Source organism: Mesorhizobium sp. B4-1-3, assembly GCF_006439355.1.
In the GTDB taxonomy this organism is placed as follows: Bacteria; Pseudomonadota; Alphaproteobacteria; order Rhizobiales; family Rhizobiaceae; genus Mesorhizobium.
Genome location: NZ_VFTG01000008.1, coordinates 185,461 through 207,750, shown reverse-complemented (window position 1 = coordinate 207,750; position 22,290 = coordinate 185,461). Strand labels below are relative to the sequence as shown.

General features: G+C 63.9%; 22 protein-coding genes. 12 read left to right on the top strand and 10 right to left on the bottom strand.

The window, feature by feature from the left end:
• Positions 1-42 precede the first annotated feature (42 nt).
• Positions 43-1,848 (top strand): translation elongation factor 4, encoded by a 1,806-nt coding sequence (gene lepA, locus FJW06_RS13755; protein WP_140752490.1) that lies wholly within the window; start codon positions 43-45, stop codon positions 1,846-1,848.
• A gap of 10 nt (positions 1,849-1,858) precedes the next feature.
• On the opposite strand, the gene FJW06_RS13750 is transcribed toward lepA, so the two are convergent.
• Genes FJW06_RS13750 through FJW06_RS13730 form a run of 5 tightly spaced genes read right to left on the bottom strand, consistent with a single transcriptional unit; the run spans position 1,859 to position 3,911 of the window.
• Positions 1,859-2,920 (bottom strand): CHAT domain-containing protein, encoded by a 1,062-nt coding sequence (locus FJW06_RS13750; protein ID WP_140752488.1) that lies wholly within the window; start codon positions 2,918-2,920, stop codon positions 1,859-1,861.
• A gap of 10 nt (positions 2,921-2,930) precedes the next feature.
• Positions 2,931-3,125 (bottom strand): Trp family transcriptional regulator, encoded by a 195-nt coding sequence (locus tag FJW06_RS13745; protein ID WP_140752486.1) that lies wholly within the window; start codon positions 3,123-3,125, stop codon positions 2,931-2,933.
• On the bottom strand, positions 3,103-3,327 hold the full coding sequence (locus tag FJW06_RS13740) for a helix-turn-helix domain-containing protein (RefSeq protein WP_140752484.1): 225 nt from the start codon (positions 3,325-3,327) through the stop codon (positions 3,103-3,105). The genes FJW06_RS13745 and FJW06_RS13740 overlap by 23 nt, the downstream gene beginning before the upstream one ends.
• Complete coding sequence (locus FJW06_RS13735; protein ID WP_140752482.1) at positions 3,314-3,577, bottom strand: sigma factor-like helix-turn-helix DNA-binding protein; 264 nt, start codon at positions 3,575-3,577, stop codon at positions 3,314-3,316. The genes FJW06_RS13740 and FJW06_RS13735 overlap by 14 nt, the downstream gene beginning before the upstream one ends.
• Complete coding sequence (locus tag FJW06_RS13730; protein WP_140752480.1) at positions 3,570-3,911, bottom strand: MarR family transcriptional regulator; 342 nt, start codon at positions 3,909-3,911, stop codon at positions 3,570-3,572. The genes FJW06_RS13735 and FJW06_RS13730 overlap by 8 nt, the downstream gene beginning before the upstream one ends.
• Before the next feature lie 417 nt (positions 3,912-4,328).
• Here FJW06_RS13730 and FJW06_RS13725 point away from each other — a divergent pair, with 417 nt between their 5' ends.
• The 9 genes from FJW06_RS13725 (at position 4,329) to FJW06_RS13685 (ending at position 13,263) form a co-directional block, all read left to right on the top strand.
• Positions 4,329-4,550: a hypothetical protein gene (locus FJW06_RS13725; protein ID WP_246674605.1), complete on the top strand. Its 222-nt coding sequence runs from the start codon at positions 4,329-4,331 to the stop codon at positions 4,548-4,550.
• Between the two features lie 9 nt (positions 4,551-4,559).
• On the top strand, positions 4,560-5,063 hold the full coding sequence (locus FJW06_RS13720) for a hypothetical protein (protein WP_140752478.1): 504 nt from the start codon (positions 4,560-4,562) through the stop codon (positions 5,061-5,063).
• 235 nt (positions 5,064-5,298) lie between these two features.
• A complete protein-coding gene (locus tag FJW06_RS13715) occupies positions 5,299-5,646 on the top strand; it encodes a hypothetical protein (protein ID WP_140752476.1) in 348 nt (115 codons plus the stop codon).
• A 209-nt stretch (positions 5,647-5,855) separates the two neighbouring features.
• Positions 5,856-6,227 (top strand): endonuclease domain-containing protein, encoded by a 372-nt coding sequence (locus FJW06_RS13710; RefSeq protein WP_140752474.1) that lies wholly within the window; start codon positions 5,856-5,858, stop codon positions 6,225-6,227.
• A gap of 160 nt (positions 6,228-6,387) precedes the next feature.
• Positions 6,388-7,014, top strand: coding sequence for a CDGSH iron-sulfur domain-containing protein (locus FJW06_RS13705; protein WP_140752472.1), 627 nt, complete (start codon positions 6,388-6,390; stop codon positions 7,012-7,014).
• A gap of 134 nt (positions 7,015-7,148) precedes the next feature.
• Complete coding sequence (locus FJW06_RS13700) at positions 7,149-9,170, top strand: hydantoinase/oxoprolinase family protein (protein ID WP_140752470.1); 2,022 nt, start codon at positions 7,149-7,151, stop codon at positions 9,168-9,170.
• Between the two features lie 264 nt (positions 9,171-9,434).
• Positions 9,435-11,615, top strand: a complete 2,181-nt coding sequence (locus tag FJW06_RS13695) for a malate synthase G (RefSeq protein ID WP_140752468.1) — start codon at positions 9,435-9,437, stop codon at positions 11,613-11,615.
• A 427-nt stretch (positions 11,616-12,042) separates the two neighbouring features.
• Positions 12,043-12,633 (top strand): DUF308 domain-containing protein, encoded by a 591-nt coding sequence (locus FJW06_RS13690; protein WP_140752466.1) that lies wholly within the window; start codon positions 12,043-12,045, stop codon positions 12,631-12,633.
• 30 nt (positions 12,634-12,663) lie between these two features.
• Positions 12,664-13,263, top strand: coding sequence for a TetR/AcrR family transcriptional regulator (locus FJW06_RS13685; RefSeq protein WP_140752464.1), 600 nt, complete (start codon positions 12,664-12,666; stop codon positions 13,261-13,263).
• Between the two features lie 111 nt (positions 13,264-13,374).
• On the opposite strand, the gene FJW06_RS13680 is transcribed toward FJW06_RS13685, so the two are convergent.
• From FJW06_RS13680 to FJW06_RS13660, 5 genes are all read right to left on the bottom strand, one after another.
• The gene (locus FJW06_RS13680) at positions 13,375-14,904 is read right to left on the bottom strand and encodes a YifB family Mg chelatase-like AAA ATPase (protein WP_140752510.1); all 1,530 of its coding nucleotides are present in this window, start codon (positions 14,902-14,904) and stop codon (positions 13,375-13,377) included.
• 128 nt (positions 14,905-15,032) lie between these two features.
• A complete protein-coding gene (locus FJW06_RS13675; protein WP_140752462.1) occupies positions 15,033-15,983 on the bottom strand; it encodes a glycosyltransferase family 8 protein in 951 nt (316 codons plus the stop codon).
• Positions 15,984-16,171: 188 nt separating this feature from the next.
• Positions 16,172-17,113: a glutathione synthase gene (gene gshB / locus FJW06_RS13670; RefSeq protein WP_140752460.1), complete on the bottom strand. Its 942-nt coding sequence runs from the start codon at positions 17,111-17,113 to the stop codon at positions 16,172-16,174.
• A gap of 80 nt (positions 17,114-17,193) precedes the next feature.
• Complete coding sequence (locus tag FJW06_RS13665; protein WP_140752508.1) at positions 17,194-17,568, bottom strand: GtrA family protein; 375 nt, start codon at positions 17,566-17,568, stop codon at positions 17,194-17,196.
• A gap of 113 nt (positions 17,569-17,681) precedes the next feature.
• Positions 17,682-18,686 carry a glycosyltransferase gene (locus FJW06_RS13660; protein ID WP_140752458.1) on the bottom strand — a complete coding sequence of 335 codons (1,005 nt, stop codon included), beginning with the start codon at positions 18,684-18,686 and terminating at the stop codon, positions 17,682-17,684.
• Between the two features lie 127 nt (positions 18,687-18,813).
• Between FJW06_RS13660 and FJW06_RS13655 the strand changes: the two genes are divergently transcribed.
• Positions 18,814-20,613, top strand: a complete 1,800-nt coding sequence (locus FJW06_RS13655) for a GtrA family protein (protein WP_140752456.1) — start codon at positions 18,814-18,816, stop codon at positions 20,611-20,613.
• A 164-nt stretch (positions 20,614-20,777) separates the two neighbouring features.
• A complete protein-coding gene (locus FJW06_RS13650) occupies positions 20,778-22,127 on the top strand; it encodes an EAL domain-containing protein (RefSeq protein ID WP_140752506.1) in 1,350 nt (449 codons plus the stop codon).
• The last annotated feature ends 163 nt before the right edge of the window (positions 22,128-22,290 follow it).

Sequence of the window (22,290 nt, the reverse complement as noted above, 5' to 3'; positions counted from 1 at the left end):
CGCCGCTTGCCCCTCACCCCCGCCCCTGCTAAAGCGCGCCGCATGACGACGCCGCTCGACCACATCCGCAATTTCTCCATCGTCGCCCATATCGACCATGGCAAATCCACGCTTGCCGACCGGCTGATCCAGCTCACCGGCGCGCTGGAGGAGCGCGACATGAAGGAGCAGGTGCTGGACTCGATGGATATCGAGCGCGAGCGCGGCATCACCATCAAGGCCCAGACGGTCAGGCTCAACTACCGCGCCAGGAACGGCGAGGATTATGTGCTGAACCTGATCGACACGCCCGGACATGTCGACTTCGCCTATGAAGTGTCGCGCTCCTTGGCTGCCTGCGAGGGCTCGCTCTTGGTGGTGGACGCGTCCCAGGGCGTCGAGGCGCAGACGCTCGCCAATGTCTACCAGGCCATCGACAACAACCACGAGATCGTCGTGGTGCTGAACAAGGTCGACCTGCCGGCCGCCGAGCCGGAGCGCATCCGCGAGCAGGTGGAGGAGGTGATCGGCCTCGACGCCTCCAACGCCGTGCTGATCTCGGCCAAGACCGGCCAGGGCGTGCCGGACGTGCTGGAGGCGATCGTGCACCAGCTACCGCCGCCGCGCGAGGGCGACATCAACGCGCCGCTGAAGGCGATGCTGGTCGACTCCTGGTACGACGCCTATCTCGGCGTCATCGTCTTGGTGCGCATCATCGACGGCGTGATGAAGAAGGGCCAGACCATCCGCATGATGGGCACGGGTGCCAAATATCTCGTCGAGCGCACCGGCGTGTTCAAGCCGGCCCGCGTCAATGTCGACGAGCTCGGCCCCGGCGAGTTCGGCTTCTTCACCGGCTCGATCAAGGAAGTGGCCGACACCCGCGTCGGCGACACCATCACCGAGGACCGCCGCCCGACCGCCAAGGCGCTGCCTGGCTTCAAGCCGGCGCAGCCGGTGGTGTTCTGCGGCCTGTTCCCGGTCGACGCCGCCGATTTCGAGGACCTGCGCGCCGCCGTTGGCAAGCTGCGCCTCAACGACGCCAGCTTCTCCTATGAAATGGAGACCTCGGCCGCGCTCGGCTTCGGCTTCCGCTGCGGCTTCCTCGGGCTGTTGCATCTGGAGATCATCCAGGAGCGGCTGGAGCGCGAGTTCAACCTCGACCTCATCGCCACGGCGCCCAGCGTCGTCTATCGCATGAACCTCATCGACGGCACGGTGAAGGAGCTGCACAACCCGGCCGACATGCCCGACGTGGTCAAGATCGCCTCGATCGAGGAGCCGTGGATCCGCGCCACGATCCTCACCCCCGACGACTATCTCGGCGGCATCCTGAAGCTTTGCCAGGACAGGCGCGGCATCCAAGCTGATCTTTCTTACGTAGGAAAACGCGCCATGCTGACCTACGACCTGCCGCTCAACGAGGTTGTGTTCGATTTCTACGACCGCCTGAAGTCGATCTCCAAGGGCTACGCCTCCTTCGACTATCACCTGACCGACTATCGCGAGGGCGACCTGGTGAAGATGTCGATCCTGGTCAATGACGAGCCGGTCGACGCTTTATCCATGCTGGTGCATCGCTCGGCGGCGGAAAAGCGCGGCCGCGCCATGTGCGAGAAGCTGAAGGAGCTGATCCCACAGCATCTGTTCAAGATCCCGATCCAGGCGGCCATCGGCGGCCGCATCATCGCCCGCGAGACCGTCTCGGCCCTGCGCAAGGACGTCACCGCCAAATGCTATGGCGGCGACGTGACCCGCAAGCGCAAGCTGCTCGACAAGCAGAAAGAGGGCAAGAAGCGGATGCGGCAGTTCGGCAAGGTGGATATCCCGCAGGAGGCGTTTATCCAGGCCTTGAAGATGGGGGATTGAGGGGGTTAATCTAGCCCAACAACTTGTATGTTGCGAGGTCGAGACCGGTACGTACAAAAGCCTTTGGTAGCTCGGCATCAGGGAAACCCCCAGCTTTCAGCACAGCTTTACCCTGTTTCAACGCAGACCCTATGGATTGGCCCTCGCAGATGGCGGAGTAAAATTGCGTGGCAAAATATCCGGCTGCCGAATCATCAATCACGTCTAGCATTGCAATCACTACTTCCACAGATTCAAGAAAAACGTCCGCGCCATCGTAAGTGCTGCAGGCGTTAAGAACCAGCAATTTGGGTGGAGTATCCGTTGCGTCGATGAAGCTCGCAACGATGTCGTAGTCGATCACAGCGCCTCCCGAACGTTGAGTTTCATCTTCAAATACTATTGCCTCACCCCCGCCGTGGCCGGAGAAATGTACCACGTCGGGCCTGAACTCATTTAGCTCTGAGAGCAAATCGCTAAGGCGTGCGGCCGGTACATGCTTCAACACAACGCTCTCTCGGAACGTCGTGCGACGAACCGCATAGAAGATGTCACGCATCTCGATATCAGTTCTAATATCCGCGTCCGGATTTGTAGCTAAAAAGACGATCTTGAGGTTCGCTTTCGGCGCTTTGGAACCTCTCGAGCGTTTGGATTGAGTCAGCGACCTGAAATGCTTACCGGGGCTTAACTTTGAAAAATTTACGACCGAGCCCTTCGATATCAATACCTTTCGTTTTGTCGGAAGCTTGGCAATCCTTGATGGATTGCGCGCCAATCGAACAATCCGATCTCGTATAGACGAGATATGCGCCAGTCTGGTGTATAGAAAAACTCTGTCGCCTTTCGCTTTGCTCTCCTCGTGACCGCAAAGCCCGAGAGCGCGTAGCTGATGGCCGGCATCTCTTACCGCTTGCTCTGGTAAGTTAGCTGCTTTCGCGATCTCTGAGACCGTTTTCGACTGTCTTCTACCCCGATATAAAGCTTCAAAGACATTAAGTCTGCGAGAGCTGTTCGACAACTCCAGAGCCCACCGCTCGATGTTCTCTTGATAGTTGGAGTTCAGATCTGAAACATTAATTGGTTTCGACATCGACCTTCTTCTAGCTCACTACATCAGGAATCTTCTTTGTTTTACCTGCGGCCCTTGGCATCATTCGGCTCATGGTGGCCTCGCTGATATCCAACATCGACGCGATTTGCTTCTGCGAAACTTCGTTGCGAAGCAGCTGCAAAATCAGAAGTTTCTTGATCGACCGCATTTCCGCGATGAGCTCATCCGCTTGCTTCTTGTCCATCTTCTATATCCTGATTTTTGGCTGCTTTGATGCCCGCGACCTCTGCTAACAATCCCTTTGGAAAGCTACGGCTCAGGCTTGTGCGATGAATACCGAGAGCTGCGGCGATATGAGACTGCTTCAATCCTTGCCTCACGAGACCAAGTATCAACAATTTCTCCAAAGAACTTAGTTTGCCGTTCTCAGCCTCACTCTTTGCCATCCTTCTCCCCCTTTCCTCGGCCCGACTTCGCTGTCGATCTCTTTAAGCTTCCGTCCTTGCGCGCGTTCGAAAGCGCCACACTAACTGTGTTCACGGTGGTTCCGAGAATATCTGCTATCTCTGCTGTGTTGAGGCCAACTCGACCTAGGAATAGGATCTTCTGATTTTGCGAGGTCAGTCCTGCAACGGCGAGGTGGGCCTGAAGGCGAATTAGCGTATCAATCTTGCTTGAAAGGCTGTAGTCAGCCATCCTTTTTCTTCGCTCCCTCTTTCTTTTTCGCACTCTGTATAAATCGATCTGGTATGGGATAAACATGGACAGGGCGGTCTTTTCCATCGTCTGTAACTTTGATCATGACCCCTTCGTCGATCCACTTATTGACCGATCGACTCAGGTTGCCTCGATCCATTTTAAGCAAATTGGCTATCTCGTTCTGCGTTCGGGTTCCGTCGCAGAGATTAAATGTTTCATAGGTGTTCGCATTGGCCATCGGGGATACGATTTCGGAGAGCCGTTCCGGTGAAAATGTCTGTCGAGCGACTAGTGACATCATCGCTCTCAGATAAACGTCGCTATTTGCCATATAATCCTCCGCCAGTCTGCAAAGAACATATAGGGAATATTGGCTTCTATACAACGAAGATTCGTCAAGTGTTCCAGGCCCTTGCAGCCCGATAAGATGGAGCGTGAGGTCACATGTGAGAAACTGCTAGGAATTTCAATCGGTTACGAAGTGTTGCAAATCCGAAGGTTAGCGTTACTTTGCCCAGTGGAATCTGGGGACAAGGTAACGTATTGAAAATGACCGACGTTAATAACTCCCGGTTTCAGTCGTGCTCGATGCCCTATCGACGAAATATGATTCGGACTGGTTGATAGCTGGGTGTGCAAAAGTCGTTGGATTTTTTGGTTGGTGGTGAGACTGGGAGTTCGGACCTTACATCTCCCTTGAGAACTGCGCATCGTGCAGTACTCTCATGCCGGCCCGGGGAGACATCACATGCGCTCCACCTCTGAAACCGTCGCTGCGATCGGCCTCGCCGTTGGCGGCGCGCTGGGCATGGCGGGCACGTTCGTTACCAGCGATGCGCTGCGCGAGACGTTGTGGACCATCGACGGCGTGGGCGTCGTCGTCGCCGCAGCACTCCTCACCATGAAATACCAGCGGCTGGGCAATGATCTCGTCGCGGCGGGGGTCTTCACCGGCGCATCCAGACGCTGAGCCGGCAACATGGCCGCGCCGCTCGAACTCCGCAACAGTGCGTCGGGAAAGATCCTGCCCTCCGTGGGGCCGTTCCTGATCGGCGGCGTTTTCGCCTTCGGCGCGCTGCAGGGCCTGGCTTCGGGCGCGGATGGCGGGCATGTGATGTGGATCGCGCTGCTCGCCGCCGCTTGCCTCGGGCTCGGTGTGTTCATCGCCCGCGGCGCTTTCGACACTTCGGTCAAGGTGACCCTGGACAGCCAAGGTTTCCGCGACAGTCGCGCCGGCGACGTGCTGGTGCCGTGGAGCAAGGTGAAGAGCGTGCGGCTTGCCGCCGGCGGCAAGGGCGCGGCGATGCTCAATTTCGAGCTCACCGAGGAGCCGCCCGACGCGATCCGCTATTCCTCCGCTAACGCCTTCGGCCTGATCGGCCGGAACACCGTGCATATGGAGATCTCCTCGCTCGATGTGCGGGGCGAGGATCTGGTGGATGCGGTGAAGACATTCGCGCCGCATGTGGTGGTGAGGAGGTAGGGCCGACTTCCCTTCTACCCTTGTGGGAGAAGGTGGCTCGGCGCGCAGCGCCGAGACGGATGAGGGGTGGTCCAGCGGAGTGAGACGCTGGCGAATTCTGACTGGATGAACGCCTTGCCAAGCTGGAGCACCCCTCATCCGTCCGAGCTTCGCTCGGCCACCTTCCCCCACAAGGGGGGAAGGGGAGGTCGCGCCCTGCCTCCACCCATGCTCTACTCCTCCGGGGGACCTCGCCATGATTCGCGCTTTGCTCGCATTCCTTCTCCTCACCGCGCCGGCTTTCGCCGCCGACATGTCGGTGTTCGTGCGCAACCAGCGCTCCGACGGGGTGGCGCTGGAACTGTTCAGCCGCGACAGCCAAAAAGTCTGGCCGGGCGACGACAAGGTGTTCCTCATCCGGCCGAAGGCGAAGAAGTCCGTGCCGATCTCCTGCGAGCCGGGCGAGCATATCTGCTGGGGCGCCTGGGTGAACGGCGACGATTCCGTCACCGCCGGCGTCGGCCCCGACAACGACCGGCCCTGCGACACCTGCTGCTTCATCTGCACCGACCACTCGACCGAGACGGTGGACCTGGCGGAGTAGGCGCCGATCCTCCCCTTCTCCCCTTGTGGGGTGAGAAGCGGTCCGCGCAGCGGACGAAAAGCCAACTGCTTGGCTTTTTGAGCTTCGAACGCCCTGAGCCTGCGAAGGGCCGGGGGTGGATCGGCGCGAAGCGCCGAGACGGATGAGGGGTGTTCCAGCGGAGCGAGGCGCCGGATGTTCAAGTCCACAACATCGGTTAATCTCCTGCCATGCCGCACCAACCCGTAACCCCGGCCAAACGGAATTTCGCCCGGTCTATGCGCCGTGAGCCGACAGAGCCGGAAGATCGCCTGTGGCAAGAATTGCGCGGTCGCCGTTTGGACAACATCAAGTTCAGGCGGCAAGTGCCGATCGGCCGATACGTGGCGGATTTCGTCTGTGCCGAGGCCAGACTCATCGTCGAAATCGATGGCAGCCAGCATGCGGAGTCGCGCCATGACAGGGAACGCGACGCCGAATTGAAGGCCAGGGGTTTTCGCGTGCTGCGGTTCTGGAACGATGATATGCTGAAAGAGCTCGATGCGGTGTGCGACACCATCATCGCCTATGTGCGGGACGAGAGTCTGCAGCCCTGGCGGTAGCGGGGCTTAGGCGGTTTCGCCAAGCTGGAGCACCCCTCATCCGTCTCGGCGCTGCGCGCCGAGCCACCTTCTCCCACAGGGGGAGAAGGTGGAGTTTGTCGCTTGACGCCCTTCGCACCGCCGCCCTAGCCTTGCCTCAACCCACCAGGAGGAGAGCCACATGGCTGGCACGGTCGAAGGCGAGAAGATCGACGTTTCTTTCAGCGGCAAGCGCTGCATCCATTCGCGCAATTGCGTGCTCGGCAATCCGCATGTCTTCGTGCCCAACGCGCCGGGCGAGTGGATCCATCCCGACGCGGCGAGCGTGGAACGGGTCGTGGCGCTGGCGGAGAATTGCCCGTCGGGGGCCGTGACCTACAATCGCAAGGACGGCGGGCCGCAGGAGAAGCCGCCGGTGGTCAACACCGTGCGCGTGCGCGAGAACGGCCCGCTGGCCGTGCATGCCGAGATCGTGCTTGGCGAGGAAACCTTGTTCCGCGCCACGCTCTGCCGCTGCGGCCTGTCGCAGAACAAACCGTTCTGCGACAACAGCCACATCAAGGCCGGCTTCGCCGCCACCGGGGAGCCGCCGCTGAAGGAGGCGCAGGCGCTGGAGACGCGTGACGGCCCGCTGACGGTGACGCCGACCGTCAACGGCCCGCTCAAGGTCGAGGGCAATGCCGAGATCGTCACCGGCACGGGGCATACGATCGCGCGCACCACCAAGGTGTTCCTCTGCCGCTGCGGGCATTCGGCCAACAAGCCGTTCTGCGACGGGAGCCACAAGAGGGTGGGGTTTGTGGGGTAGGTGTCGAAGCCGCCAATCTCCCCCACGAGGGGGGAGATTGGCTAACCTCACTGGCCCACCCCTCCCTTCTTTATCCGCCGGCCGGTATCGGCTAAGGGCTTCGCAACAAGCCCTCGACCCCGGAATGCCCGCAAATGATCGCCAAGCCTCGCCCCCTCTTCCTCGGCATCGACACCGGCGGCACCTACACCGATGCGGTGCTGTGGTCGGAAGAGGGCGGACCCAAGGGCAAGGTGCTGGCCAAGGCCAAGTCGCTCACCACCCGCCACGATCTCGCCGTCGGCATTTCCGGTGCGGTGGATGCGGTGCTGGAAAAATCCCGGAGCGATCCTGCCTCGATAAAGCTCGTCTCGATGTCGACGACGCTCGCCACCAACGCGCTGGTCGAGGGCCAGGGCGGGCGCGTGGCGCTGGTGATGATCGGCTTTTCCGAGGCCGACCTTGCCCGCGACGGGCTGAAGACGGCGCTCGGCACCGATCCGGTGGTGTTCTGCCCCGGCGGCCACGACGTGCACGGCAATGCGGCCAAGCTCGACCTGTCCGGCCTCGAGGCGGCATTGCCGGAACTGGGCGGCTCGGTGTCGGGCTTCGCCGTCTGCGCCTATTTCGCCACCCGCAATCCGGCGCATGAGCTTGCCGCCCGCGACCTGATCCGCGAGAAGACCGGCCTGCCGGTCACCGCAAGCCATGAATTGTCGGCCAAGCTCGGCGGCCCGCGCCGCGCGCTGACAACGCTGCTCAACGCAAGGCTGATCTCGATGATCGACCGGCTGGTCGCGGCGACCGAAGGGTTCCTCGCCAAGCGCGGCATCTCGGCGCCGCTGATGGTGGTGCGCGGCGACGGCGCGCTCGTGTCGGCCGCCTTCGCCCGCCAGCGGCCGATCGAGACCATTTTGTCCGGCCCCGCCGCCAGCCTGGTCGGCGCGCGCCACATGACCGGGCTGGACGACGCCATGGTGTCGGACATCGGCGGCACCACGACGGATGTCGCCGTTCTCGATGGCGGCCGGCCGCGGCTCGATCCGGAAGGCGCCACCGTTGGCGGCTTCCGCACCATGGTAGAGGCGGTCGCCATGCGCACCTTCGGCCTCGGCGGCGACTCGGAAGTGGCGCTGGAAGACGGCGCGCTCGATCCGAAAATCCTGCTCGGCCCGCGCCGCCTGGTGCCGCTGGCGCTGGCGGGCCTGGTGCATGGCGAGGCGGTCACCGCCGAGCTTGAGCGGCAGCTGCGCGCGCCGAACCCGGGCCGCATGGACGGACGCTTTACCCTGCGCACCGGCGTGCCGGACCGGCTCGCCGCCGGCCTCACCGGGCCGGAAGCGAAGCTCTACGAGACGATCGGCGCTGTCCCTCTGGCGCTGGACCGGCTGCTCTCGTCCAACGCCCAGAACGCCACGCTGAACCGCCTGGTCGCGCGCGGCCTGGTGCATATCTCAGGCTTCACACCGTCCGACGCCGCCCATGTGCTGGGCAAGCAGTCGAACTGGGATGCCGCCACCGCGCGCCTCGGCGCCGAGCTTTTCGCGCGCCGGCGCGACGGCCGCGGCCAGACGATCGCGGCGACGCCGGAGGAGATTTCGCAGCGCGTGCTGGTCACGCTCACCCGCTGGTCGGCCGAATACATTTTGGAAACCGCCTTTGCCGAGGACGGGCTCGACGGCGCGGCGACCGTCGCGCATGCGCTGGTGCAGCGCGCGGTCGACGCCCATCCCGGCATCGCCCGCTTCACCGTCGCGCTCGACCGCCCGGTCATCGGTCTCGGCGCGTCGGCGCCGCTGCACTATGCCGGCCTGCCGCCGCTGGTCGGCAATGGCTGCATCGTGCCGGAGGACACCGACGTCGCCAACGCGCTCGGTGCCGTGGTCGGCCAGGTGCGCGTCTCGGCCGAGGCCCGCGTCAGCCAGCCCAAGGAAGGCCTGTTCCGGCTGGCGTCGGGCCAGACGGTGCGCGACTTCACCGAGGAGGAAAAGGCGATCGCAGCGGCCGAGGCCGATGTGCGCTCGATCGCGGCCGAGCGCGCCAAGGATGCCGGCACCGACAGCGCCGAGGTCGACGTCGCCACCGAGTTCAAGGTCTCGACCGTCGAGGGCCAGCGCATGTTCATCGAGGCGCATGTGGTGGCGGTGGCGTCGGGACGGCCGCGGATTGCGGTGTAGCGCAGCCTTTCCTTCTCCCCGTTCCACGGGGAGAAGGTGCCCGAGGGCGGATGAGGGGCAGCGCCAGCTTATGTCGTTGTTCGCCTCGACTTCAATCGGCTGATCAACGCATGCTAATTGTCAACGCCGGCGCCGCCCCTCATCCGGCTGCCGCCACCTTCTCCCCGTAAACGGGGAGAAGGCAGGCTAAACCCTAAGCCGAATTGACCCTTGCCCCCCAAACATGCCAAAGGCCCGGCAAAAGCTATATCTGGAGACGTGCAGATGACCGATCGCATCGAGATCGCCGGGTTGCGGATTGCCCGGGAGCTCCATGACTTCGTGGCCGGGGAAGCCACGCCCGGCACCGGCATCGAACCGGAAAAATTCTGGGAAGGCTTTTCGGCGATCGTGCACGATCTGGCGCCGAAGAACCGCGCGCTGCTCGCCAAGCGCGACGCCATGCAGGAAAAGCTCGACGGCTGGTACCGCGAAAACGGCGCGCCGCTCGACATGGAGGCCTACAAGGCGTTCCTGAAGGAGATCGGCTATCTGGTACCGGAAGGGCCGGCCTTCAGCGTCTCGACGGAGCATGTCGATCCCGAGATCGCCGTCGTCGCCGGGCCGCAGCTCGTCGTGCCGGTGATGAATGCCCGCTATGCGCTCAACGCCGCCAATGCGCGCTGGGGCTCGCTCTATGACGCGCTCTACGGCACGGACGCCATCCCCGAGACCGGCGGCGCCGAGAAGGGCAAGGGATTCAACCCCACGCGCGGCGCCAAGGTGATCGCCTGGGCGAAGGATTTCCTCGACCAGTCGGTGCCGCTGACCACCGGCAAATGGGCCGGCGTCAACGGGCTGTCGGTGGCCAATGGCGCGCTCAAGGCGGGCGAGGGCGCGGGCGCCACGACGCTTGCCGATCCAAGGCAGTTCGTCGGCTATCGCGGCGATGCCGCCACGCCGGAAGCAGTGCTGCTGGTCAAGAACGGGTTGCATATCGAGATCGTGATCGACCGCGCCAACCAGATCGGCAGGACCGATCCGGCCGGCATCGCCGACATCCTCCTCGAAGCGGCGTTGACCACCATCCAGGACTGCGAGGATTCGGTCGCGGCCGTAGATGCCGAGGACAAGGTCGTCGTCTACCGCAACTGGCTCGGACTGATGAAGGGCGACCTGGCGGAAGAGATCACCAAGGGCGGCAAGACCTTCGTCCGCAAGCTCAACCCGGACCGCACCTACACCTCGCGCGGCGGTGGCACGCTTACGCTGCCCGGCCGCTCGTTGATGCTGGTGCGCAATGTCGGCCACCTGATGACCAGTCCGGCGATCCTCGATCGCGATGGCAACGAGGTGCCGGAAGGCATCATGGATGCGGCGATCACCGCGCTGGTCGCGCTGCACGATGTCGGCCCGAACGGGCGGCGCGCGAACTCCCGCGCGGGCTCGATGTATGTCGTGAAGCCGAAGATGCACGGGCCGGAAGAGGTCGCCTTCGCCGTGGAAATCTTCGACCGCGTCGAAGCGCTGCTCGGCATGGCGAAGAACACCATCAAGATGGGCATCATGGACGAGGAGCGGCGCACCACCGTCAACCTCAAGGAAGCGATCCGCGCCGCGAAGGAGCGCGTTGTGTTCATCAACACCGGCTTCCTCGACCGCACCGGCGACGAGATCCACACTTCGATGGAAGCCGGCCCGATGATCCGCAAGGGCGACATGAAGCAGGCGGCCTGGATTTCCGCCTATGAGGCCTGGAATGTCGATACGGGGCTCGAATGCGGGCTTGCCGGTCATGCGCAGATCGGCAAGGGCATGTGGGCGATGCCCGATTTGATGGCGGCGATGCTGGTTGAGAAGATCGCCCATCCCAAGGCCGGCGCCAACACGGCCTGGGTGCCGTCGCCGACGGCCGCGACGTTGCATGCGACGCATTACCACAAGGTCGATGTTCATGCCGTGCAGACGGCGCTGAGGAACCGGCCGAAGGCCAAGCTCGACGACATTCTGTCGGTGCCGGTCGCGGTACGGCCGAACTGGACGCCGGACGAGATCCAGCGCGAGCTCGACAACAACGCGCAGGGCATCCTGGGTTACGTCGTGCGCTGGATCGACCAGGGCGTCGGCTGCTCGAAAGTGCCCGACATCAACGATGTCGGCCTGATGGAGGACCGCGCGACGCTGCGCATCTCCTCGCAGCACATCGCCAACTGGCTGCGCCACAAGGTGTGCTCGGAAATCCAGGTGAGAGATTCGCTGCAGCGCATGGCGGCGATCGTCGACCGCCAGAATGTCGGCGACCCGCTCTACCGCCCGATGGCGCCGGACTTCGACAAGTCGATCGCCTTCCAGGCCGCCTGCGACCTGGTGTTCAAGGGGACCGCGCAGCCCAACGGCTATACCGAGCCGGTGCTGCATGCGCGGCGGCTGGAGTTGAAGGCGCGGGACAGGCAGGGCTCTGCCTGAGGCTGCCGGCTTGCAGCCGGCGGTTTGCGGCCCTCACCCGCCTTTGATCGTGCGCGACAGGAGACATCCGTGTGCCTGACATGCGCGGGCGTGTCGCGAAACGGCGCACAGGGCCTGAAGCCGAACGCGCTGTACACGGCAATGGCCCTTTCCATATAGAAGGTGGTGTGGATCAGCACCGAGCGGGCCGGACCTTTGCCGCAGAGCATGGCCATGGTCTCCAAACCTTCGGCGCTGCGCGCCGGCAGAACTGAAATCATCCCTCGCCCCGCGGATCCGTTCCACCATACCACGCAGATTTCCGGGTGCGAATGCGAACGTGTTCCAAAGAGGAGCGGACGCTCATGAGGTCGTCCAGCGAATGGCTTGACAGATTGTAATCTACCTACTAGTAGGTAGATACAGGCACCAAAGAAAGGTATCCGTCATGTCTGCACAAACGAGCGTTGAAAGCCCCGCCCTGTCCTCAAACGGCTGGCTCAAAACCTATTATTATCTCCGCTTTGCCGTGTCCGCGGCCTGGGTCCTGGCGGCTTTTACCGTCGCAAAGACGGTGGGACCGCTCGCCGCCGTCATGCTGGTGGCCTATCCGCTATGGGACGCGCTTGCGAACTATCTCGACGCGCAGCGCAGCGGCGGCCTCGGTCGCAACAGGACGCAGTTGCTCAATTTCGTCTTCAGCATCATCACCGCGATCGCCGTCGCTGTCGCGCTTGGCCACAGCATGAACGCGGTGCTGGCGGTCTATGGTGTCTGGGCCGCGCTCTCCGGAGCGTTTCAGCTGCTCACCGCCCTGCGTCGCTGGAAGACCAACGGCGCCCAGTGGGCGATGATCCTGAGCGGCGCCCAATCGGCGCTGGCCGGTCTCTTCTTCGTCAAGATGGCCCGCAGCGCGGAGACCATCGGCATCGCCAATGTCGCGCCCTATGCCGCTTTCGGTGCCTTCTATTTCCTGGTGTCCGCCGTCTGGCTTTCGGTGAGCGATTTCCTTCGTAAGTCGCCGCAGGCCGCGCGTTGAGATTTCCTTCGCCCGAGGTTAGGCATTCTTATGGACAGGCTCTCGAACACCGCCGATGACATCCTGGCCGCCGCGCAACGCTTCATCGTCGCCGGCGGCTATAACGGGTTCAGCTACGCCGATATCGCCGAGGTGGTCGGTATCCGCAAGGCGAGCATCCATCATCATTTCCCGAGCAAGGTCGACCTCGTGCAGACCCTCGTCAGGCGCTACCTCGAGGACGCCGTGGCGGGCATGACGGAGCTTGAGCGCAATGCGCCCGGGCCGCCCGAGTTGCTGCGGACCTATACCGGCTTCTGGGCGCAATGCATCGAGGACGCGAGCAGGCCGATCTGCGTGTGCGCGTTGCTCGCCAGCGAGCTTCCGGCCCTTCCGCCCGAGGTTGCCGTGGAGGTCCGGGCCTATTTTCAGTTTCTCTCGGGGTGGCTGACCCGAGTCTTCGAGCGCGGCGCCGAGCAGGGAACATTGACGGTTGCCGCCGCGCCGCGCGTCGAGGCGGAAGCCTTCATGGCGACCGTGCACGGGGCGATGATTTCGGCGCGGGCCTATGGCGATGTCCTGACCTTCGGCATGATCCTGGCGCCGATGCTGCAGAAGCTGGTCCCTGAAGCAATTCCAGGAAAAGGGTGAGCCGTTAGGTTCGACGCTTTCGCCGTAACCTTCCGTCGGAATTGCTTCAAAAACGACGGATTGACGTGAGATCGGCCTCGGCGAGTCCGGCGTGGCTGCGATGCTTTCCGACTACGCCGCCTGCGCCATCCGCTCGGCGCTCATGCGATAGGAAATCGCCTCGGCGAGATGGATGCGGCCGACGGTTTCGCTGGCGTCGAGGTCGGCCAGCGTGCGCGCCACCTTCAAGACGCGGTGATAGGCCCGCGCCGAGAAGCCGAGCTTTTCGCTGGCGTCCTTGAGCAGCGTCAGGCCGGCGGCATCGGGCTTGGCGATCTCTTCGATGATCGAAGGCGGGCATTGCGCGTTGGTGGTGGCGGCAGCGCCGAGCCGTTCCAGCCGCTCGCGCTGCATGGCGCGCGCACGCGCCACGCGCTGCGCCACCGCAGCGCTCGTCTCGGCCTTGTCCGGCCGGATCAGGTCGCTTGCCGAGACCGCTGGCACCTCGATCCGAAGATCGATGCGGTCGAGCAGCGGGCCGGAAATGCGCGCCTGGTATTCGGTGCGGCAGCGGTCGCCGCGCAGGCAGCGATAGCCGGGCTCGCCCGACATGCCGCAGCGGCACGGATTCATCGCCGCCACCAGCTGGATGCGCGCCGGATAGGTGACGCGGTGGTTGGCGCGCGCGATCATGCAATCGCCCGTCTCCAGCGGCTGGCGCAGCGCATCGAGCGTCTGCGGCGCGAATTCCGGCAATTCGTCGAGGAACAGCACGCCATGATGGGCGAGCGAGGCCTCGCCCGGACGCGCGCGCAATCCGCCGCCGACCATCGCCGCCATCGAGGCGGAGTGATGCGGTGCGCGGAACGGCCGCCGGTCGGTCAATTTGCCCTCGCCGAGCTCGCCGGCGACGGAGGCGATCATCGAGACTTCGAGAAGCTCCTTGGGCGCCAGCGGCGGCAGGATCGAAGGCAGGCGCTGCGCCAGCATCGACTTGCCCGCGCCGGGCGGACCGATCATAAGCAGATTGTGGCCGCCGGCGGCCGCCACCTCGAGCGCCCGCTTGGCGCTTTCCTGGCCCTTGATGTCGGCGAGATCCGGCAGGTCGCGCGCGGCAAGCTGGATGCCGGCTTCGGGCCGCGACAGCACCTGCGTGCCGCGAAAATGGTTGGCAACGGCAATCAGGCTGCGCGGGGCAAGGATGTCGAAATCCTTGCCCGCCCAGGCCGCCTCCGGCCCGCAGGCGAAGGGACAGATCAGGCCCTTGCCTTCGGCATTGGCGCCGATCGCCGCCGGCAGCGCGCCGGCGACGCCCGTGATGGTGCCGTCGAGCGACAATTCGCCAAGCACCACATAGCCGGCCAGCATGTCGCCAGGAATGGCGCCAAGCGCCGCCATCAGCCCGAGCGCGATCGGCAGGTCGTAATGGCTGCCTTCCTTGGGCAGGTCCGCCGGCGCGAGATTCACCGTCACCTTCTTCGACGGCATCGATAGGCCCGACGCATGCAGCGCCGCCTGCACGCGCTCGCGGCTCTCGGCCACCGCCTTGTCCGGGAGGCCGACGATCTGCATGCCGACCTTACCCGGCCCGACCATTACCTGGACATCGACCGGCAAGGCCTCGATGCCCTGGAAAGCCACCGTGCGAACCCGCGCCACCATTTTGTCCCAAGCCCCCGATACCGGCTCGCGTGGCCCGGCGATCAGGCCGCGAGTGAAATCGGGCCAGACAACCACAGATTTTCGCTTTGGGCAAGAACATTACGAGAACGCAGGCGCCTGCGCATCCGTTACGGCGCAGCAGTCGAATGTTGGGGCGGCAACGGAATCTTCGAAAACATCTTACCCAGACCTCGCAGATGCGGCTTGGTGAATCGACGGCGGTAGTAGTGAGTTGCCAAGGCGGCTGACCAGTATTTTTTTCGCAGCCCGATAAGGCCAAGGATCATCTTTCGCCGACGGGCGGATTTCAAGATCAGCGTCCCTTCTGGAATATCCAATCCCGACAAGGTTCTGTAGAAATTGAAAACATCGGCGAAAGGCACGCGCCTGTAGCGCCAGGGCTTGGCCGATCCCGCATAGTGGATCACCTTGGGAAGCCGCCGTTCGATTTCCAAATACCGCTCCGAGAAGAAATTCCATTCCCTACCCAGGAAAAGAACCCGTCCGCGCACCACCGTATTCAAGGCTGTCTGGTCGAGGTATCGCGACTTGGCGGTTTCGCGAACTCTTGCAAAGACCCTGTCAGCGATGCCTTCCCTGCGCCAGGCGACGAGGTTCATGGCCAGAACGCCGGAATTGATATATTCGTTCCGGGACATTTCGATGTCGTCGAGTTCCTCCTGCTCGACGAAGCCGTCAACCACGCCGGCGACCAAATTGTCGCCCAAATCCGCCGACCAGAGGCCGCCGAGATCGGATACCACCAGCGTATCCGCGTCCATGTAGATGGCCTTGTCGCAATCAGGCAATATCTCGGGAATGAGTATTCGGGCATATGCGGCAGTCGTCAGCAGCTTGCCTCTTGTCGGCAGATCGGAAATCCGCTTGGCGTCTGCTCGGACGATCCGACAGTCGATTCCATTTCGTTCGCAAAAAAGGCGAAGCTCTATCACGCTCGCAGGCTCCATTCCTGCGTCTATGACGACGAATTTCGCCTCGCGATTGTGAATCCAAGCAGAAAAGACGAACAAGAAAAGCGCGGGCACAAAGTTGTTGTCGCTTGCGGTAACAATCACCATGAAATTGCGAATCCTGGAAAACAGGAAGCCAGGCCCTGCTGCGGATAAAGCGTGAGAGCGTTCACGATCACAGGCAGCACGTTAGCATCCCCCCTCAAATAGCTCATCTGCAGGCGGGGGCCCCAGTTACCTTATTCGGCGACACGACGGGCCCGATGCCTGGAGCGCCGCCTGCATCATGAAGAGAATTACCCCCGCTTCTCCTCAACGCAATTCCAGAACAGGGCGGCAATATCCGCGCCGCCGAAACGCTGCACCTCGCGCACGCCGGTCGGCGAGGTGACGTTGATCTCGGTCATATAGTCGCCGATCACGTCGATGCCGACGAGGATGAAGCCGCGTTCTTTCAGGGAAGGTCCGATGCGGGCGCAGATCTCGCGCTCGCGCTCGGTCAGCTCGGTCTTCTCGGCGCGGCCGCCGACATGCATGTTGGAGCGGGAATCGTGCTCGGCCGGCACGCGGTTGATGGCGCCGACCGGCTCGCCGTCGATCAGGATGATGCGTTTGTCGCCCTTGCGCACGTCCTTGAGATAGCGCTGCACGATATAGGGCTCGCGGAACAGCTGGCCGAACATCTCGAGCAGCGAGGCGAGATTGCGGTCGGCCTCGAGCAGATGGAAGATGCCGGCGCCGCCATTGCCGTAGAGCGGCTTGACGATGATATCGCCGAATTCCTTGCGGAAGGCGGCCACCTCCTGAGGATCCTTGGTGATCAGCGTTTCCGGCATCAGGTCCGGGAATTCGGTGACGAAGATCTTTTCCGGGCTGTTGCGCACCCAGGCCGGGTCGTTGACCACCAGCGTCTTCGGATGGATGCGCTCCAATATATGCGTGGTGGTGATGTAGTTCATGTCGAAGGGCGGGTCTTGCCTCAGCAGCACCACGTCCACCTCGGAGAGGTCGGTGCGCACCTTCTCGCCGAGCGAATAATGGTTGCCCTTCTCGTCGCGCACCTGCATCTCCTCGACGCGCGCGAACACCTTGCCATCGCGCATCGACAGCCGGTCGGGCGTGTAGTGGAAAAGCTTGTGGCCGCGCCGCTGCGCCTCCAGCGACAGCGCGAAGCTGGTGTCGCCGGCGATCGACACGGTGGAGACATGGTCCATCTGGACGGCGATCTTCAGCGGCATTTTTCCTCTCCGGCGAGTCCAGCTGTCGATATAAGGAAATCGGCGGCTTCTGCCAATCGTGCTCGCTTGGTGCAGCAGCTCTACCGGTCGAAGACCAGCCTTGAATAGCCGAGGAACGATAGCGCCATGGCGAGGATCGAGGCAAAGGCCAGCGCCGCCAGCGGCGGCAGGGCCGGCAGCGCGAACAGGACAGCGCAGTAGACCAGGTAATTGACGACGCTGGTGGCAATGCCGACGCCGCCGTAGCGGGCACCTTCCTGCGCGATGCCCCGGCTAGACGGCGCGAAGGTGAGACGGCGGTTCACTTGCCATGTGACGCAGAGCGCGAAGCCGATGGACAGCACGCGCGCCGCGAGCGGACCGAGCGGCGTGGCGGCGAGCAGCAGCCAGAGCGCCGCGGCATCGGCGACGAAACCGGTGCCGCCGGCGAAGACGAAGCGGAAGAGGCGGCCCACCATGCCGCCCACTAGATCGTGATGGCGTTTCGTTGAATCGCCCTCACGATCTAACTCTTTGTTGGAGCATGATCTTTCTCCGAAAACCGGTTCCCACCTTTCGGGATCATGCTCTAGGCCGCCCGTGGGGCCTTGCCAGGCTCACTCTTCGGCAAGGCCTGCCCGAACGCCGGACGCTCGGCCCGGCCGGAGGAAATCGACAGGTAGAAGATGCGCTTCTGCTCGGCTCGGCCGCGCGACACGGAATCGAGGATGAAGCCGGTCATCATCGAGAGCATGGCCAGAAGCAGCATGCCGATCGACAGCACCCAGGTCGGCATGCGCGGCACCAGCCCCGTCTCGGCGAATTCGATCAGCACCGGGGTCATCAGGCCGATGCTGGCCGCCAGGAAGAACAGCGCGAAGGTGCCGAAGAAGCGCAGCGGCTGCGTCTCCTTCACCAGCATCGCGAACATCCACAGGATCCTGGCGCCGTCGCGGAAGGTCGACAGCTTCGACGAAGAGCCCTCCGGGCGGCGCCCGTAATCGAGTGCGATCTCGCTCACCGGCAGCTTCAGCTGCGAGGCATGCACCGACATCTCGGTCTCGATCTCGAAGCCGCCGGAGACGGCGGGGAAACTCTTGACGAAGCGGCGCGAAAACACCCGGTAGCCGGAAAAGATGTCGGTGAAGTCGGTTCCGAACAGGCCCTTGTAGAGGCGGTTGAAGACGCGATTGCCGAATGCGTGGCCGTTGCGGCCGGCATCGTCGTTCACGCCGCGCCTGGTGCCCACCACCATGTCGGAGCGTTCGGTCTGCAGGACGTTGATCAGCTGCGGCGCATCCTCCGGCGCGTAGGTGCCGTCGCCATCGGCCATCACATAGATGTCGGCGTCGATGTCGGCGAACATGCGCCGCACCACATTGCCCTTGCCCTGGCGCGGCTCGCGCACGACGGTGGCGCCCGCGGCGCGGGCTTTCAGCGCCGTAAGATCCTTGGAATTGTTGTCGTAGACATAGATCGCCGCCGAAGGCAGCGTCTCGCGGAAGCGCCGCACGACCTCGCCGATCGTCAGCTCTTCATTGTAGCAAGGCAGGAGCACGGCGATGACCGGCTCGTGGCGGACTGCATGCGGCATGTCTGTCTCCGGGCGCTCGACCCAGCCTCCGGCCGCCTTTGTGCCGGCCCCATCGAGCCGTTTTACTATTTATTGAAGCCGTTAAGGCTAGGTTTAAGCCGTTCCTCTCCCTTCAAAGGCCATGGCAATGGGCACAGCCGAGAACGGCGCCGCCACCTGGAAATCCGACCTCGCGCTGGCGCTGCTGGCCGCCCTGTTCGCCTTCGCCGTCGATGCGTGGGCCGGATTTGGCCAACTGACCGATGCGGGCGGCGACAACGACAATCTGCTGCGCCTCGTCGAGGTCCGCGACCTGCTGGCCGGCCAGGGCTGGTTCGACCTGCACCAATACCGGATGGGGCTGGAAGGCGGCTTCGTCATGCACTGGTCGCGGCTGGTCGACGCGCCGATCGCCATGATCACGCTTGCCGCCTCGGCGCTCACCGGCAGCGAGCCGCTCGGCGAGGACGTGGCGCAGGTGCTGTGGCCGGCGCTGCTCTTCTGGTCGACCCTGTTCTTCACCGCCCGCGCCGCGCGCAGCTTCGGCGGCGGTGGCGCGGTGCTGCCCGCCATCCTGGTCGGCGCCGCCGGCTATTATTTCATCGGCATCTACGACCCCGGCGCGCTCGACCACCACAATGTCCAGCTGATGCTCACCATGGCGAGCCTGGCTTTGCTGCTCGAGGCGCCCGCGCGGCGCTGGGCCGCGCTGCTGTCCGGCCTCTGCGCCGCGCTGACGCTCGCCATCGGCATGGAAACCGTGCCTTACGTCGGCACCATCGGCGTTTGCGTGTCGCTGCTGTTCGTCGCCGATCCGGGCGGCGAACGGGCGATCGCCCGGGATTTCGGCCTCGGCTTCGCCGGCGTCGCAGCGCTGGTCTTCGTCACGACGGTTTCGCCTTCCACATGGGGCGCGGCGCAGTGCGATGCCTTCTCGGTCGCGCAGTTCGTCGTCGCGGCCATTGGCGGCGTGGGGCTGGCGGCCATCGCCTCTGTCGAGCCCGCCGCCGGCAGCTGGCGGCGCAGGCTTGCGTCGCTCGCCGTGCTGGGCGTCGTCCTCGGCGTGGTCGTGGTGGCGCTATTCCCACAGTGCCTCTCCGCGCCCTACGCCTCGCTCGATCCGCGCCTCAAGGAACTGTGGCTCGACCATGTCGACGAGGCCCAGTCGCTGTTCACGCTGCTTGTCCGCGATCCGGCGCGTGTGGCCGCACGTTACGCGACGCCGCTGGTCGCGATTATCCTGATGGCGCTGCGTTTGCGCCGCGGCGGCTGGCGGCGGCAGGACAGCCTCGTCGCCGCACTGCTTGCCGTCGCTTTCGTGGTCGGCGCCTGGCAGGTGCGCGGCACCACCTTCTCGATCGCCTTCGCGGTCGTTCCGCTATCGGCCTGGATCGCCAAATGGCGGGCGCGTGCCGAAAGCGGCTCCTCGCTTGGCGTGGCGCTGCGCCTGGCGGCCGTCTGGCTGGTCTCGATCAACCCGGTCTGGACAGGCGTCGCAGCAGCCGCCTCGGTGGCGTTCGAGAAAGGCAAAGCGGTCGCCGACGGCGGCACCACGGACAAGACCTGCGAGAAGAAGGCCAGTTTCGCGCCGCTCGGCGGCATGGCCGCCACCACGGTGCTGACGATCTCCAACCTCGGGGCGCCGGTTCTGGCCTATAGCGGCCATCGCGTTTTCGCCGGCCCCTATCACCGCGATATCGCCGGCAATCTCCTGGTGCTGGACGCCTTTCTCGGCTCGGCCGATGACGCGCGCGCAATCGTCGAGGCGCACCGCGTCGGCCTCATCGCCATCTGCCCCGGCAATGTCGAGACCATGATCCTGACCCGGAAGGCGCCGCAGGGCTTCCTGGCCGGCCTGCTGCGCGGTTCGGTGCCGGAATGGCTCGAGCCGGTCAGCGGGAGCAAAGGCAGCCCGATCTCCCTCTATCGTGTCAGGCAAGCCGGCTAAGAGCAATTCCAGGAAAGTGCGCGTCGGGTTCCGTGGGGAGCCGCTCAAGAGCTTCGACGTGCGACCTTTTTTGGGGACCTTCGGAAAATCGGTTTTCTCGATACTTTTCCTAAACGCTTTGCTGCCAGTCTGAAGAGAAATATCGCCATAAGAACAGGGGCATGATGCAAACGACGTTTGGCACTGGTCAGCCAGGCAAGGAAAATACGGATCTGGCCTTCACGGATTCGTTGACCGGGCTCGGCAACCATCGTCGCTTCTTCGACAAGGTCGATCGCCTGATCAGCGACCGCGCCGACGATCCCGCGCCCTTCACCGTCGGCATCCTCGACCTCGACGGCTTCAAGCCGATCAACGACCTGTTTGGCCACAAGGCCGGCGACGACATCCTGGTCCAGGTGGCGATGCGGCTGCGCGCCTCGATGGACGGCTATTCCACCGTCTGCCGCATCGGCGCCGACGAGTTCGCCTATCTTTACCCGATGGTGTTCTCGGAGGAGCAGGCCGCAGAGACGTCGCGCATGCTGATCGAGATCCTGTCGGCCCCTTACGACGTCGGCGAGCGCACCGCGAGGCTCTCGGCTTCGGTCGGCTGCTCGCTGTTCTATTCCGGTGACGAGACCACCGAGATCCTCCTCAACAAGGCCGAGACCGCGCTCTATCACGCCAAGCGCTCCGGCCGCGGCCGCGTCGTCGTCTACACCCGCGAGATGGAGGAGGCGGCCAAGCGCGTCACCCGCATCGAGCAGGCGCTACGCCGCGCTGTCTCCGCCGGCGAGGTCGAGCCGCATTTCCAGCCGATCGTCGACCTGAACAACCGCCGCACCATCGGCTTCGAGACGCTGGCGCGCTGGACCGACCGCGACCTCGGAGTCGTGCCGCCATCGGTCTTCATCCCGATCGCCGAGGAACGGGGCATCATCGGCCCGCTATCGCAGCTGGTATTGCGCAAGGCGACCGAGGCGGCGCGCAGCTGGCCGAAGGAACTGTTTTTGTCCTTCAACCTGTCGCCCTCGCAGCTCGTCGACCAGAACACTGGCCTGCATATCCTGGCGATCCTCGACCGCACCGGCTTCGATCCGCGCCGGCTGGAGATCGAGATCACCGAGACCGGCCTGATGAACGATCCGGCCTCGGCCGAGAAGATCGTCGAGGACCTGCGCCGCGTCGGCATCCGCGTCTCGCTCGACGATTTCGGCACCGGCCAGTCGTCGCTCGGCCGTCTGCGCGAGTTCCATTTCGACAAGCTCAAGATCGACCGCGCCTTCGTCTCCTCCATCCTCGACGACCGGCCCTCGGAGCACATCATCCGCGCTATCCTCGCCATGTGTGAAGGGCTCGGCATGGATGTCGTTGCCGAAGGCATCGAGGACGAGGCGCAGGCCGACCGCCTCGTGCAGTTCGGCTGCGCCGGCGGGCAGGGCTACCTGTTCGGCAAGCCGGCCGATGCCGATGCCACGCTCGGCTATCTGCGCGATTCCTATCGCGGCGCGCTGCACGCCAAGGCGATCTGACCAATTCGCGGCGCCTAACCGCATAAACTGCGCCGGCCCCCTCGTCCGGCCGCTTCGCGGCCACCTGCTCCCCAATGGGAGAAGAGACTGGCGCCGAAGCCGGCAATCTCCTCTCCCCTCGGGGAGAGGTCAGCCGAGCGAAGCGGAGGCTGGGCGAGGGGCA